Genomic DNA, 14,617 nt, shown 5'->3' with positions numbered 1-14,617 from the left:
TTTCTATGGCCGAACAGGACTACGGTTTCAGCATGTCGAAGATCCTCTTTGTAATGACCGGCGCCGACCACTGGACCCTGGCCGACGGCACCCAGCACCCGACCGGCTTCTGGGCCGAGGAGGCTGTCGCCCCGTACGAGGCCTTCAAGGCCGCGGGACACGAGATCGTCGTGGCCACCCCGGGCGGTGTCGTGCCGACGGTGGACAAGGGCAGCCTCGCGGCCGAGGTGAACGGCGGCCAGGAGAACGCCGACCGTATCGCGGGGGTGCTCGCCTCGGCCCCCGAACTCCAGGCCCCGCTGCGGCTGGACGAGGTGAACCTCGACGACTACGCGGCCGTGTTCTACCCCGGCGGCCACGGGCCGATGGAGGACCTCGCGGTGGACGCGGTCTCGGGCCGTCTGCTCACCGGCGCCCTGGAGAGCGGCAAGCCCCTCGGAGTCGTCTGCCACGCCCCGGCCGCGCTGCTCGCCGCCACGAAGGCCGACGGTTCCAACGCGTTCGCCGGGCGCCGCGTGGCCGCCTTCACCAACGCCGAGGAGACTCAGGCGGGCCTCGCCGACAAGGCCAAGTGGCTGCTCCAGGACCGGCTCACCGAGGCCGGCGTCCAGGTCGAGGTGGCCGAGCCGTGGGCTCCGCATGTGATCGTCGACGGCAACCTGGTGACCGGGCAGAACCCGGCGTCCTCCGCGCCGCTGGCGGTGGAACTGCTGAAGAAGCTGGGCTGAGCCTCTGAGGCTCCTCAAGTCGCTTGGCGGCCACGGAACATGACCGTCACGATGACCGCATGTCGGCAATCGCGGGACTGAACAAGAAACACAACTTCGTGCTGCTCGTCCGGGACGCGGACGTCATCGCGGCGGCCCTGCGCCAGGCGCCGGCCGAGGCTCCGCCGGAGGAACGCCCCGGGCTGGAACGCGCCGTGGCACTCGTCGAGTCCACCGCCGCCGAGACGGTGCTGCGCGCCCGCTGGGCCCGCTCCAGGCTGGCCGCCGTCGGCTTCACCGGTGACATCGCCTCGGTGGCGGCGGTACGGGCCCTGCGCAAAGCGGAGCCGAAGCTGAGCCTGTTGGCGGCCGTGCAGTTGCAGAAGGAGGCGGTGGCTCATCCGGAGTGATCCGGATGAGCCTTTCGTTGTGTGGAAAGCGAGGGGTGCGGGGCGGTCGGCGCGTCCTGGGGGTCTTCGGCTTTGTGGGGGTTGGCGGGCGCGGGGCGCGTTTTGCGCTCCGGCGGTGATCCGAGGGAGCACCGCTGTGTCCCCTCGCGGTGCTGACGGCTCTGCGGGAGCGTGGGCGGAGTCGGGGCGTGGTCGGGTGTACTGCGGCGCGTCGGGTGCGCCCCGTGATGGTCGCGGTGGTGGGGGCGTTTCGTGGTCCGGCGGTGATCGGAGGCGGGGCGCCGGACTGTTCCGTCGCGGTGGTGATGCCCTGTAGGGGGCCTGGTCAGGCCGTTGCCGCGCGTCGGGTCAGCGCGGCGATCACCGCGGCGGTGGCCGCGAGTGCCGCCACGCTGGTGAGGGCCACGGGGAGTGAGAACCAGTCGGCCATGAAGCCGATGGCGGGCGGGCCGAGGAGCATGCCGCCGTAGCCGAGGGTGGAGGCGATGGCGACCCCGTCCGGCCCGGCCAGCCTGCCCGCCCGCTCGACGGCGACGGGGAAGAGGTTGGCGAGACCGAGCCCCGTGATCATGAAGCCGAGCAGCGCCGCCCAGACGGACGGGGCGAGGGCGCCGAGCAGCATGCCGAGCGCGGCGACGGTGCCGCCGCCCACCAGCGTGCGGGTCTGGCCGAGTCGTTCGAGCAGCCTGGTGCCGGTCAGCCGGCCGATGGTCATGGCGAGCGCGAAACACGAGTAACCGACCGCCGCGACGCCGGGCGTGGCGTCCAGGTCGTGCTCCAGATGCAGGGCGCTCCAGTCGGCCAGGGCGCCTTCGCCGTAAGCCGTGCACAGGGCGATCAGACCGAAGGTGACGACGAGGCCGCGGGTGCGGGTGCCCGGCGGACGGGGTGCGGACTTGTGCTGCGGTGTGTCCTGCGGGGGTGTCGGGGGTTGGATGCGCAGCAGGGTCCGGCCCGCGACGGCGGTGACGAGCAGACCGATCACGGTGAGCCCGAGCAGGTGCCGCGTGGGCGACAGGCTCCCGGCGACCAGCCCGCCGAGCCCGGCACCGAGCATTCCGCCCAGGCTGAAGGCCGCATGGAAGCTGGGCATGATCGGCCGCCGCAGCGCGGCCACCAGATCGACCGCCGCGCTGTTGAACGCCACGTTGATGCTGCCGTACGCGGCGCCGAAGACGAGCAGTACGGCGCCGAGTGCCGGCGCGGAGTGGGTGAGCGGCGGCAGGGCGACGCTGAGGGAGAGCAGGACGGCGCAGACGACGGTGACCCGGCGGGTGCCGTAACGGCGGCACAGCCGTCCCGTGAGCATCATGGTGATCACCGCGCCGGCCGAGACACCGAGCAGGGCGAGGCCGAGGGCGCTGGCGGAGGCGCCGGTCTGCTCCTTGATCGCGGGGATGCGGACGACCCACCCGGCGAAGATGAAGCCGTCGACGGCGAAGAAGACGGTGAGGGCGACACGCAGTCGGGTGAGGGAGTTGTCCGGCACGGCGATGCGGGTTCGCATTTTGTTTATCAGCGGCACAAAGTCAGGGTAGGCGTGTGCTCGATTGTGGGCAAGGGTGTTCGGGTGAGCGTGCGAGGGGCTCGTGGGTCACCGTCGTCAGATCTCCACTCATCTGCATGCCGACTTCACCCGGTTGCTCGTGAGTGGGCCCGGTTGCGTTGGATGCTGGACGTCACGGAGCTGTCGGGCGGTCGGCTCGGACCGGTTCTTCGGACTGGTTCGGCGGACCGGTTCGTCGGGGTGGTTCCCGGGGCGGAAGGAGCTCTCTCGGTGGTTCTTGGCGCGCATGCGGGCAGGGCGGCGGGGGCCGGCGCGGTCGAGATCGCGCGGCTGGGTGGGCTGTGGCGGGTGACAAGGCCCTGGCACCCGGGGCTGCGGCCGTACTTACGCAGCTATGTCGGCTACTGGGAAGCGGTGGCCACCCCGTACGAGGCCAGGCTGGTGCCGACGGGGCGTGCGACCCTCCTGATCAGTTTCTCGGAGCCGTTCTCGCAGGTGCGGCGGCTGGGGGCGCGGGGCGGCGGCAGCGGGAGCATCGGGTCGCTGGTGGTGGGGCTGGAGGACCGGCCCGCGATCTGTACGCATCCCGGCGGCCAGGAGGCGATCCGGGTGGAGTTCACGCCACTGGGCGCTTACCGGCTGTTCGGCATGCCGATGAGCGAGTTGACGAACCTGGCCGTCGAGGTGCGGGACGTCCTGGGACCCGGGGCCGGCGTACTGGTGGAGCGGATGGCAGCCACACCGGACTGGGCGGCCAGATTCGACCTGCTGGACGCGGCGCTGCTCGCCCGGCTCGAGCACGGCCCGCGGGCCACGCCCGAGGTGGAGCATGCCTGGCGACTGCTCTCCGGCGGCGCGGGGACGATCCCGATCGCCCGTATCGCCGCCGAAGTGGGCTGGAGCCAGGGGTACTTGATCCGCCGGTTCACCCAGCAGATCGGGCTCACCCCCAAGGCGTCCGCCCGGGTCCTGCGCTTCCGTCACGCCGTGGCGTTGCTCGGTCGCGGGACCGCGAGTCTGACCGAGATCTCCACGGCCTGCGGCTTCTACGACCAGGCCCACCTCAACCGCGAGTTCCGGGCCATCGCCGGGACCACGCCGGGACAGATGGTGGCCGCACGCCGGGTGGAGGGGGCGGTGGCTCTGTCCGGGAGTGCAAATTCTTCCAAGACCGCGGCGACGGCGGGCCGGTAGCCTCCCGCTGGTGCACCCGACGGCCGGTCGGACGGCGCGGGGGACCGTCCGACCGGCCCGGGCACCATCAGGCCGGGGGAAGCCCCCGACGAGGCCGCCGCCATCGACTCGGGAACCGGATTGACCGACAACGGCCTACGGCCGCGCGGGAGTTCGCCCGCCCTGCCCCCGTGACTTGTCCCCGGAGCAACGGGCCGTGGGGGAGACGAGGGGCAGGCGCTCCATCGAGTTGGGCGCGGCCTGGTTCATCGGCGGGCTGCTCGTCGCCGTCGTCACCTTTGGGCAGGTTCAGGGCGTGGGTGTGTACGTCGTGGTCTGGGGCCCCCTGGCCTCGGGCCCCGTGGTCTGGGGCCCCTTGGTCTACGGCGTGCACCGGGTCGGTTCCGGGCTCCAACTCATCAGGAAAACCCGGGGTGTTCGTGAGTCGGTACCCGGTCTCCTGAGCCGCGCGATCTCGGCATCGTCGATGCCATTCCGCAAACCCTCTCGCCCGGGGCAGTTCGCAATGACGCGCTCGGCGAGCAGTGCCTTCCCCGGGGCCCGGGCATGCGCGGGCATCCACCGGCCCACTTGGGTGATCGCGCGCAGGTGCTCCTGCGACTCGCGGGTGGCCACGTGGACGACGTCCGAACCGTCCAGCCGGACGAGGCGGACGGTGGCGCCGAGCACCTCCGACGCCTCGTCGGGATACGGCCGTACCCGCGCACGCCCGGGCTGCTGTCCAGGTGGGTCTGGAGGAGGGCGCGCCCACTGCTCCGAGGACCCGCAGTGCCCTCGCGCAGGGCGCCCCGCGCCCCGAGCGGTTGGCCGATCCGAAGTCGATGTACGCCCACCCATTGACCTTCGATGACACCTACATCTAGCCTCCGTCCTCATATGTAGACGATGTCTTTGTATGAGGACCGAGTTCAGTGGGATGACCTACCGGAATGCTCCGTTGAACTCTCCTCACCGCACTGCCGGTTCAAGGGAGAACTGACACATGCCGCTCGTCGTAGTCGGGATCAGCGTCCTCGTCCTGCTCTTTCTGATGACGAAGCTGAGACTCAACGGCTTCGCCGCCCTCCTCCTGGTCGCCGTCGGTGTCGCCCTGGTCCAGGGGATAGCGCTGGAGGAGATACCGGACGTCCTCTCCGAGGGCATCGGGGGCCAGATCGGCGACACCATGCTCACCATCGGGCTCGGCGCCATGGTCGGCCGGGTGATGGGGGACTCCGGCGCCGCCCAACGGATCGCCGGCAGGTTGCTCGACGTGTTCGGCCCGCGCTGGGTGCAGGTCGCCATGGTGCTGTCCGCGATGCTCATCGGCGTGACCATGTTCTACGAGGTCGCCTTCGTCATCATCGTGCCGGTCGCCTTCACCCTCGTCCGGGTCACCCGGGTCAACCTGCTCTGGGTGGGGCTGCCGATGTCGATCGCCCTGTCCACCATGCACAGCTTCCTGCCGCCCCACCCGGGCCCCACGGCCGTGGCCGCCACCTTCCACGCCTCCGTCGGACTGACCCTGTTCTACGGCCTGTTCATCGCGGTCCCGGTCGGCGCGTTCATCGCGCTGCTGTGGCCCCGCCTGCCGTTCGTCCGGCGGATGAACCCCGAGATCCCCAAGGGCCTGGTCAGCGAACGGGTCTTCGAGGAGGAGGAGATGCCCGGCATGGGCTGGTCGCTGGCGGTGGCCCTGCTGCCCGTCGTGCTGATCGCCGGTGCCGCGGTGACCGACCTGGCCACCTCGGGGGACAGTGCCGGACTGCACTTCGTCGCGTTCATCGGCTCCGCGCCCATCGCCCTGCTGCTCACGCTGCTCGTCGCGGTATGGGTGTTCGGGCCGCGGATGGGACGCAGTCTGGCGGAGGTCAGCACCTCGTGCCGGGAGGCGGCCCAGGCCATGGCGATGATCCTGCTGGTCATCGGAGCGGGCGGTGCCTTCAAGAACGTCCTGGTCGAGGGCGGCATATCCGACTACATCAAGGACGCGACCGACGGCTGGTCCATCTCCCCGATCATCCTGGCCTGGCTGATCGCCGCGATCCTGCGCGTGGCCCTCGGCTCCGCGACCGTCGCCGTCGTCACCGCCTCCGGCGTGGCACTGCCGCTGCTCGCGGGAAGCGGCGTGCACGCCGAGGTCATGGTGCTCGCCGTCTCCTGCGGGTCGATCGCCTTCTCGCACGTCAACGACCCGGGATTCTGGATGTTCAAGGAGTACTTCAACCTGTCCGTCATCGACGCGATCAAGGCACGCACCACGTACACGACGGTCCTCGCGCTCCTGGGCCTCGGCGGTGTACTGGTCCTGGAACAGGTGCTGGACGCCCTGAACGTCTGACCTCTCCCCACACTCGTCAGAACTCGTCAGAAAGACACCGCCTCGCCATGAGCCAGCCCGTCGTCACGAAGTTCTCCGTCCATCCGGTCGCCGGCCGGGACTCCATGCTCCTCAACCTCTCCGGCGCCCACGCCCCCTACTTCACCCGGAACGTCGTCGTCCTCGAGGACTCCGAGGGGCGCACCGGCCTAGGCGAGGTGCCGGGCGGCGACGGCATCACCCGGACCCTCCGCGACGCCGAGCCCCTGGTCGTCGGTGCCCGCGTCGGCGACTACAAGCGCGTCCTGCGCTCCATCCACGACACCTTCGCCGACCGCGACTCGGGCGGCCGCGGCGCCCAGACCTTCGACCTCCGTACGACCGTACACGCCGTCACCGCCGTCGAGTCGGCGCTGCTGGACCTGCTCGGACAGCACCTCGACGTCCCGGTCGCGGCCCTGCTCGGTGACGGCCAACAGCGCGATGCGGTAAGGGTCCTGGGCTATCTCTTCTACGTCGGCGATCCGGACCGCACCGACCTCGGCTACGTCCGTGAGCCCGACGCGGACATCGACTGGCACCGCGTCCGGCGCGAGGAGGCGCTGACCCCCGAGGCGATCGTCCGTCAGGCGGAGGCCGCCTACGACCACTACGGCTTCCGCGACTTCAAGCTCAAGGGCGGTGTCCTGCCGGGCAGCGAGGAGGTGAAGGCCGTACAGGCACTCAAGGAGCGCTTTCCCGAGGCCCGGATCACCCTCGACCCGAACGGCGCGTGGTCGCTGCGGGAGGCGGTCGAGCTGTGCCGTCCGCTCGTCGGCACGCTCGCCTACGCCGAGGATCCGTGCGGTGCGGAAGGCGGTTACTCCGGCCGGGAGATCCTCGCCGAGTTCCGCCGGGCCACCGGGCTGCCCACCGCCACCAACATGATCGCCACGGACTGGCGGCAGCTGACCCACGCCCTGGCCCTGCAGTCGGTGTCCATCCCGCTGGCCGACCCGCACTTCTGGACCATGCAGGGCTCGGTGCGGGTCGCCCAGCTGTGCCACGCCATGGGACTGACCTGGGGCTGCCACTCCAACAACCACTTCGACATCTCGCTCGCGATGATGGCGCACTGCGGTGCCGCCGCCCCGGGCGAGTACAACGCCCTCGACACCCACTGGATCTGGCAGGAAGGCATGGAGCGGCTCACCGTCGAACCGCCGCGGATCAGCGGCGGCGAGGTCGCCGTCCCGGACACCCCCGGCCTCGGCGTCCGGCTGGACCGCGACCGGCTCCGGGCCGCACAGGAGCTGTACGAGGAAGTGGCCTCGGCCGGCCGTGACGATGCCGCCGGGATGCAGTACCTGATCAAGGGCTGGACGTTCGACGCGAAGCGACCGTGCTTGGTGCGCTGAGTTCCGCGTGGTCGAAGTCGTCGACGTGGGCAGGGCCCGCTACAACAACCTCAGCGACCTGGGGCCATCCGCTTCGGTGGGGTGGCAGCGGCACCTGGACCGGTGCCCAGGCGACCGCCCTCGTGCGGCAGTTCGATTGTTCCTCGGCCAAGTTGTCCACCGGCGGCGGGCACTTCTGGCCCTACGGCCTGAACTACGAGAACGGGTTCTCCGGTACGGCGGCCGACCGCCACGTGCGGATCGTCGCCGCGATGGTGCGTGACGGTCTGTGAGCTGAGCGGTTGGTGTCCGGGGACGAAAAACGTCCCCGGACACAGTGCCGGTGCGCAGGACCGGTCCCCACGGGGAAGGGCCCTGTCGTCCGGCACGTCACCCGCGCGCACTGGAGGCTCCCTTGGACGCCCACGGCACCCACGACACTTCCCGGCCCGGCCCGCTCTCCCGGCGCAGATTCCTCCAGGCCGCCGGCGTGACCGCCACCGCCACCGCCGTCGCGGCCGCCGCTCCACCCGCCTCGGCGGCTCCCTCTCATACGGCCACGGCCACCCTCACCCTGACCGCCGTCACCGGCGGCTCCGCGACGCTCTCCCCGGCCGGTGACCGGCTCGTCGCCGAGGTGCAGAACGTGCTCTGGTCCCTTCCGCGCACCGGTGGCACCGCCCGCGCGCTCACCCCGCCCGGCCTGGAACCCACCCGCCCGCAGTTCTCGCCCGACGGCAGCCGTCTCGTCGTCTGCGCCTACCGCGGCGGCGGCTTCCACCTCTGGACGTTGCGGGCCGACGGCGGCGACGTACGGCAGCTCACCGACGGGCCCTGGGACGACCGAGGCCCCGCCTGGTCGCCGGACGGCACCCGGATCGCGTTCGCCTCCGAGCGCGGCGGCGACACCGTCTCCGGCAGCCCGTACCGCATCTGGGTCGTCGACGTGCGCTCCGGAGAGCTGACCCGGCTCACCGGGCACCCCGGACAGCACGGCCCGGCGCAGGGCGGTGCCTGGGAGGACTTCGACCCGACCTGGTCGGCGGACGGCGAGCGCGTGCTGTTCGTCCGCGCGGCCGTCACCGCCTCGGGCGCCCTGCGCGCCGACACCGTCGCCTCGGTCGCCGCCGACGGCTCGGGACCGGTCACCGTGGAGCACACCGACGACTCCGGCGCCCAGCTCATGACCCCGGCCGTCTCATCCGGCGGCACGCTCGCGTATCTGCGCACCACGCCCGCCCCCAGCGCCTCGTGCACCCTTGTCGTGGACGGCACGCCGGTCGCCGTCGACGGTGACGTGCTGCCCGCCCCGCCCCGCTGGACCGACGGCGAACGGCTCCTGCTCGCGGTGGACGGCCGCTTCCGCCTGACCGACCCCAAGGCGCCTGCGGCGGGGGAGGAGATCCCGTTCACGGCTCAGATGCCCGTGGAACGGCCCCGCTACCGGGGCAAGGCCTACGACTTCGAGGGCACCGGCATCCGGCGGGTGCGCGCCCTGCATCTGCCCGCGCTCTCGCCCGACGGCCGCAGCATCGCCTTCGCCGCGCTCAACTCCCTGTGGACCGCCGGGACATCGGGCGGCCGACCGCCTCGGAAGATCCTCCACGTCCCGCCCACCCGCTATGTGTCGGGGCCGACCTGGACACCCGACGGCACCGCCCTGCTGTACTGCGACGACCGCGACGGACTGTTCGCCGTACGCCGCCGCGACCTCGACTCCGGCGAGGAGACCGTGCTCGCCGACGGCGGCCGGGTCTTCCCCGCGCTCTCGCCCGACGAGACCCGGCTGGCCTGCCTGGACATGTCCGGCAACCTGGTCGTGCGCGACCTGCCGGACGGCGGCGAACGCACCCTCGTCGCCCCGCTCGGCGCGGGCGGGCTGCCCGGCCGCCCCAGCTGGTCCCCCGACGGCCGGTATGTCGCCCTGTGCGACCGCAACCGGCTCAACCAGCGCTTCCGCGAGGGCTACAACCTCATCAGGGTCGTCGACACCACCACCGGCACCGCCGCCCTGCACGCCCTCGCCCCGCACACCTCCCTGGCCGACCGCTACGACTCGGGCCCGGTCTGGTCGCCCGACGGCCGCTGGATGGCCGTCGTCGCCGAATCCGCCCTGTGGCTGCTCCCGGTCCGCGCGGACGGCACCCCCGACGGGACGCCGCGCCGCCTCACCACCGAGCCCGCCGACCACCCCTCCTGGTCCGCCGACGCCCGCACCCTGCTCTACCTCTCCGCCGGCACCCCGCGCCTGATCGACGTCCGCAGCGGCAAAGCCCGTACCGTCAGGGTGCCGTTGGGCTACCGGCGCCCCCGCCCCGCCGACACCCTCGTGCACGCCGGCCGGTTCTGGGACGGCACCGGAGCGGACGTCCGCGAGGACATCGACCTCCTGATCCGGGACGGCCGTATCGCCGAGGTCTTCCCGCACCGCGCCGGGCGGCCGGCCGCCCGACGGGTCGACGCGAGCGAGCGCACCGTGCTCCCGGGACTGTGGGACGCGCACACCCACCCCTGGCAGAGCACCTACGGCGGACGGCAGACCGCGCTCCAGCTCGCCTACGGCATCACGACCGCCGTCTCGCTGGGCGGCTTCGCCTACGAGCAGGCCCGCATCCGCGAGGCCGTCGCCGCGGGCGCGCTCGCCGGGCCGCGGCTGCTGGCCACCGGCGAACTGCTCGACGGCGCCCGCGTCGCCTACAGCATGGGCCGTGCCCACCGCACCCCCGAGGGGCTGCGCCGCTCGCTGGCGCGTGGGGCGGCGCTGGACTGGGACTTCGTGAAGACGTACGTCCGTGCCCCGGGCTGGGTGATGAAGGAGGCCGCCGACTTCGCGCACGAACGGCTCGGGGTGCGGTGCGGCAGCCACCTCCTCGCCCCGGGCGTGCAGCTCGGGCAGGACCTCACGACCCATCTGCAGGCCACGCAGCGGCTGGAGTTCGGGCATGCGACCACCGCCACGGGCCGCGCCTACCAGGACGTCCAGGAGATCTACACCCAGGCGGGCTTCCACCTGATCGCCACCCCGTTCACGGCGCTCGCCCTGCTGGGCGCGGACCCCGCGCTCGCCGAGGACCGCCGGGTCACCACGCTGATGCCGCCGTGGGACACCGCGCTGGTCCGTCAGCAGGCCGGACTACCGCCCACGTCTGCCCAACTCGCCACTCTCGACCGTGAGTCGGCCATCTATCGGCGGATCCTCGCCGACGGCGGTCTCGTCGCGCTCGGCACCGACCAGCCGCTCGTGCCGGTCGGACTGCATCTGCACCTCGCCCTGCGGGCCCTGCACCGCGGCGGACTCTCGCCGGCCGAGACCCTGCGCACCGCCACCCTGCTGCCCGCCCGCGTCTTCGGCGCGGACGCCGACCTGGGCACGCTGGAGGAGGGCAAGCTCGCCGATCTCACGGTCGTGGACGGTGATCCCTTCACCGACTTCGACACCCTGATCCGCACGGTGGCGGTACTGCGCGGGGGTGTGCTCTTCGAGCAGTCGGACCTCGTGGACGCCTTCGACTCCGTGCGGCGCTCAGACGCGTCCTCCGGCGCGTCCTCCGACGCGGAATGGCTCGAGGTGAGCCGGCAGATGCGGCGTGAGGGGTGCTGCGACCCGGGGGTCGAGCAGTGAAGGATCTGACTTGTCCGATTCCGGTGCGGCGCGCACCCTGGGTCTGTGAGGCACCTCACCGCGCGAATTGAGCAGGAATGGCCACTTTTGATCAAGGCAACGGTCACAGCGGGTGGTCATCGGATGTCGCGACGGTCACCCTCAGCCTGGACGGCGTGGTCACAGGATGGAGCGAGGGCGCTCGACGACTGCTGGGCCACCGCGCCCCGGAGGCCGTAGGGCGCGCCGCGACCGATCTGCTGCACGGTGCGGGAGTTCCCGGGGCGACCGGGCTCTCCCTCACCGGCTCCCAGGACTGGAGGGGCACGGCGGCACTGCGGCATCGGGACGGCCACCGCGTCGAGGCGATGCTGCACGCCCAGCCGTCGCTGGACGCCGATGGCAGGGCCCGGTCCTTCGTCGTGGCCCTCCTGCCGCACTCCGGCCCGCCTCTGGTGCAGTGGGCCTTCGACCAGTCCTCGATCGCGCTCTCGACCCACGCCACCGCGTCCGGCGCATGGCAGCGGAACGCGGTCGCACAGAGCGGAAGGCAGGGCGCTGCCGAGACGGACGGCGAGTGGCAGGCCCCCGCCCTCGCCGACGACGGCTTCCTCAGGAGCGTGCGCCGGGTCGCCGAGGAAGGCGTCCCGCTGCGCTACGAGTGTCTGGCCCCCGAACCGTCCTGTGCCCCCGGTGCCACACCCGCCGCACCCCTCCTCACCTCCGCCCACCACCGCGCCTGGGTCATCGAGCTGTGGCCCGTCCGCGACCCCGGCACCGGCGAGGTCGTCGGGGTCGGCACCGCCGCGTTCGACAGCACCGACCAGCACACGGCCCGGCAGCGGCTCGCCCTGCTGCAGGAGGCCGGCGTCCGCATCGGCACCACCCTGAACGTGACCCGCACCGCCCAGGAGCTCGCCGACCTCGCCGTGCCCCGCCTCGCCGACTTCGTCAGCGTGGACCTCCTCGACTCCGTGCTGCGGGGCGACGAACCCGTACCGGGACCGGTCGACGCGGCCGTGGTACTGCGCAGGGCCGCCCATCAGTCCACCGCCGAAGGGGAGGACGTACCCGAGGCTGCCATCGATCTGGGCGACATGGACACCTACCCGCCGTTCTCCCCGCCCGCCCGCTGCCTGGCCGACGGGAAACCGGTGCTCAGCGGCGTGGACGACCCCGACTTCGCCGCCTGGATCGCCGGGCACGAGACGCGCACCGCCCGCGTGGCGGAGTTCGGCTTCCACTCCGTCATGGCCACCCCGCTGCGCGCCCGCGGCATCACCCTCGGAGTGGCGGTCTTCACCCGGGTCAAAGGCTCCCCGCCCTTCGAACCGGACGACCTGCTCCTCGCCGAGGAGCTCGCCGGCCGGGCGGCGGTCGGCGTCGACAACGCCCGGCGCTACACCCGCGAACGCACCAACGCCCTCACGCTCCAGCGCAGCCTGCTGCCCCGGGATCTGCCCCGACAGGCGGCCGTCGAGGTGGCGTACCGCTATCTGCCCGCCGGGACCGGCGCGGGCGTCGGCGGCGACTGGTTCGACGTCGTGCCGCTGTCCGGGACCCGGGTGGCCCTGGTCGTCGGGGACGTGGTCGGCCACGGCATCCACGCCTCCGCCACCATGGGCCGGCTGCGCACCGCCGTCCGCACCCTCGCCGACGTCGACCTGCCCCCGGACGAACTCCTCACCCACCTCGACGACCTGGTCACGCACCTCGCCACGGACAAGGAGGACACCGCCCCGGACGAGCCCTACCTCGTCAGCGGCGAGATCGGCGCGACCTGTCTCTACGCCGTCTACGACCCGGTGTCCCGCGTGTGCACCCTCGCCAGCGCCGGTCACGTCCCGCCCGTCGTGCTGCTCCCCGACGGCACGGCCCGCGTGGTCGAGCTGACCCCCGGCCCGCTGCTCGGGGTCGGCGGGCTGCCCTTCGAGTGCACCGAGATCGAGCTGCCCGAGGGGAGTCTGCTGGCGTTCTGCACCGACGGCCTGGTCGAGACGCGCAACCGCGACGTGGGCCTGGGTCTCGAAAGGCTCTGCGACGCCCTGTCCGGCCCCGTCACCTCGCTGGAGGCCACCTGCGACACCATCCTGAAGGCCCTGCTGCCCGCAAGCCCCGCCGACGACGTGGCGCTGCTCCTGGCCCGCACCCGTGCTCTGCACGCCGACCAGGTCGCCGCCTGGTCGCTGCCCTCCGACCCGTCGGTCGTGGCCGACGCCCGCGCCCAGGCCACCCGCCAGCTCAGGGCGTGGGGCCTGGAGGAGGCAGCGTTCGTCACCGAGCTGGTGGTGAGCGAGCTGGTCACCAACGCCATCCGCTACGGCGCCGTACCGATCGGCCTCCGGCTCATCCGCGACCGGACCCTGATCTGCGAGGTCTCCGACGCCAGCAACACCGCCCCGCACCTGCGCCGTGCCCGCACCTACGACGAGGGCGGTCGCGGGCTGCACATGGTCGCCCAGCTCACCCAGGGCTGGGGCACCCGCCAGACCCCCACGGGCAAGACCATCTGGGCCGAACAGTCCCTCCCGGCCGGCTGACCATGGCAGAGCGACCCGGAACCGACGACGCCGGCCGTGGTACCCACACGCTCGGGCTCCTCTACCCGCCCGCCGGCCGCCTCGGCGAGTACACCACCATGCAGCTCGCCTTCGTCGGCGGGGTGGCCGAGGCCGCTGCCGCGCAGGGCTACGACCTGCTGCTCGCACCCGCCGGGGCCCATCACGACCCCTCGTTCCCGCGCATGGTCGACGACCGGCGGGTGGACGGTGTCATCGTCATGGAGATCCGCCGGGAGGACGACCGCGTCGAGTACCTGGCCGAGGCGGGTTTCCCGTTCGTGGCCATCGGCCGCAATCAGCGGGCCGACGCGGCCGGCTGGGTCGACCTGGACTTCGCCGGTCTGGCCGGCGGCTGCGTCCAGCACCTCGCCGACCTCGGCCATCGCAGGATCGCCTTCGTCAACCGGTCCGAGCAACTGTTCGACAGCGGCTACGGCTTCGCCCGGCTCGGGGACGAGGGCTACACCGAGGCGATGAAGAAACTGCTGCTCACCCCGCACGCCTACCTGTGCGACGACCACGTGGGTTCGGGGGAGGAGGTCGTGGAGCGGATCCTGAGCGACGACCCGGCGACGACCTCGCTGGTCACCATGAACGAAGCGGCCCTGGAGGGCGTCTACCGCGGACTCACCCGGAACGGCCGCAGCGTGCCGCGCGACTTCTCCGTCGTCGGCGTGGCGGCGAGCCCCTGGGCCGAACAGGTGAACCCGCCCCTGACGGCCGCCGAGATTCCCGCCAAGGAGATGACCCGGGTCGCCGTGGACCTGATGGTGCGGCGGCTGCGCTCACCGGACGCGCCTGCCCGGCACGTCCTGCTGAAACCGCTGATCACCCTGCGCGGGAGCACGGGACGCTGCCGACCGGTGCCGGGCTCGGAACCCGAGTCCGAACTCCCCGACCTGCCCGATTTCCCCGATATAGACCTGGATTTCTGATACGTCGGTCTCTGTGCCCGATCATCG

The 14,617-nt window shown here is 72.2% G+C and carries 9 protein-coding genes and 1 pseudogene; 9 read left to right on the top strand and 1 reads right to left on the bottom strand.

Going from position 1 to position 14,617, the window contains the following annotated elements; genetic code table 11:
* The first annotated feature begins 32 nt into the window (after positions 1-32).
* Together ACFVYN_RS06335 and ACFVYN_RS06330 are read left to right on the top strand one after the other, a co-directional pair.
* A complete protein-coding gene (locus ACFVYN_RS06335; protein WP_389993276.1) occupies positions 33-728 on the top strand; it encodes a type 1 glutamine amidotransferase domain-containing protein in 696 nt (231 codons plus the stop codon).
* A gap of 59 nt (positions 729-787) precedes the next feature.
* Positions 788-1,117 carry a hypothetical protein gene (locus tag ACFVYN_RS06330; RefSeq protein ID WP_389993273.1) on the top strand — a complete coding sequence of 110 codons (330 nt, stop codon included), beginning with the start codon at positions 788-790 and terminating at the stop codon, positions 1,115-1,117.
* Between the two features lie 325 nt (positions 1,118-1,442).
* On the opposite strand, the gene ACFVYN_RS06325 is transcribed toward ACFVYN_RS06330, so the two are convergent.
* Positions 1,443-2,624, bottom strand: coding sequence for an MFS transporter (locus ACFVYN_RS06325; protein ID WP_389993270.1), 1,182 nt, complete (start codon positions 2,622-2,624; stop codon positions 1,443-1,445).
* Between the two features lie 270 nt (positions 2,625-2,894).
* Between ACFVYN_RS06325 and ACFVYN_RS06320 the strand changes: the two genes are divergently transcribed.
* The 7 genes and pseudogenes from ACFVYN_RS06320 (at position 2,895) to ACFVYN_RS06290 (ending at position 14,590) form a co-directional block, all read left to right on the top strand.
* Positions 2,895-3,818 (top strand): helix-turn-helix domain-containing protein, encoded by a 924-nt coding sequence (locus tag ACFVYN_RS06320; protein WP_389993267.1) that lies wholly within the window; start codon positions 2,895-2,897, stop codon positions 3,816-3,818.
* 982 nt (positions 3,819-4,800) lie between these two features.
* Positions 4,801-6,138 (top strand): gluconate:H+ symporter, encoded by a 1,338-nt coding sequence (locus ACFVYN_RS06315; RefSeq protein ID WP_389993264.1) that lies wholly within the window; start codon positions 4,801-4,803, stop codon positions 6,136-6,138.
* Between the two features lie 47 nt (positions 6,139-6,185).
* Positions 6,186-7,514: an enolase C-terminal domain-like protein gene (locus tag ACFVYN_RS06310; RefSeq protein ID WP_389993261.1), complete on the top strand. Its 1,329-nt coding sequence runs from the start codon at positions 6,186-6,188 to the stop codon at positions 7,512-7,514.
* Between the two features lie 74 nt (positions 7,515-7,588).
* Positions 7,589-7,786, top strand: a pseudogene (locus ACFVYN_RS06305) (hypothetical protein); the annotation flags it as partial.
* A 122-nt stretch (positions 7,787-7,908) separates the two neighbouring features.
* Positions 7,909-11,115 (top strand): amidohydrolase family protein, encoded by a 3,207-nt coding sequence (locus ACFVYN_RS06300; protein ID WP_389993258.1) that lies wholly within the window; start codon positions 7,909-7,911, stop codon positions 11,113-11,115.
* A 77-nt stretch (positions 11,116-11,192) separates the two neighbouring features.
* Complete coding sequence (locus ACFVYN_RS06295) at positions 11,193-13,634, top strand: SpoIIE family protein phosphatase (RefSeq protein WP_389993255.1); 2,442 nt, start codon at positions 11,193-11,195, stop codon at positions 13,632-13,634.
* Between the two features lie 2 nt (positions 13,635-13,636).
* Complete coding sequence (locus tag ACFVYN_RS06290) at positions 13,637-14,590, top strand: LacI family DNA-binding transcriptional regulator (protein WP_389993252.1); 954 nt, start codon at positions 13,637-13,639, stop codon at positions 14,588-14,590.
* Positions 14,591-14,617: the final 27 nt, after the last annotated feature.

Origin of the sequence: Streptomyces sp. NPDC058307 (assembly GCF_042880295.1) — a bacterium.
Taxonomy (GTDB): domain Bacteria; phylum Actinomycetota; class Actinomycetes; order Streptomycetales; family Streptomycetaceae; genus Streptomyces.
This window is presented reverse-complemented; position numbering and strand designations above follow the sequence as displayed.

Coding starts and splice junctions, on each gene's coding strand:
- ACFVYN_RS06335 (WP_389993276.1), top strand. CDS start 33: ATGTCGAAGATCCTCTTTGTAATGACCGGCGCCGACCACTGGACCCTG.
- ACFVYN_RS06330 (WP_389993273.1), top strand. CDS start 788: ATGTCGGCAATCGCGGGACTGAACAAGAAACACAACTTCGTGCTGCTC.
- ACFVYN_RS06325 (WP_389993270.1), bottom strand. CDS start 2,624: ATGCGAACCCGCATCGCCGTGCCGGACAACTCCCTCACCCGACTGCGT.
- ACFVYN_RS06315 (WP_389993264.1), top strand. CDS start 4,801: ATGCCGCTCGTCGTAGTCGGGATCAGCGTCCTCGTCCTGCTCTTTCTG.
- ACFVYN_RS06310 (WP_389993261.1), top strand. CDS start 6,186: ATGAGCCAGCCCGTCGTCACGAAGTTCTCCGTCCATCCGGTCGCCGGC.
- ACFVYN_RS06295 (WP_389993255.1), top strand. CDS start 11,193: ATGGCCACTTTTGATCAAGGCAACGGTCACAGCGGGTGGTCATCGGAT.
- ACFVYN_RS06290 (WP_389993252.1), top strand. CDS start 13,637: ATGGCAGAGCGACCCGGAACCGACGACGCCGGCCGTGGTACCCACACG.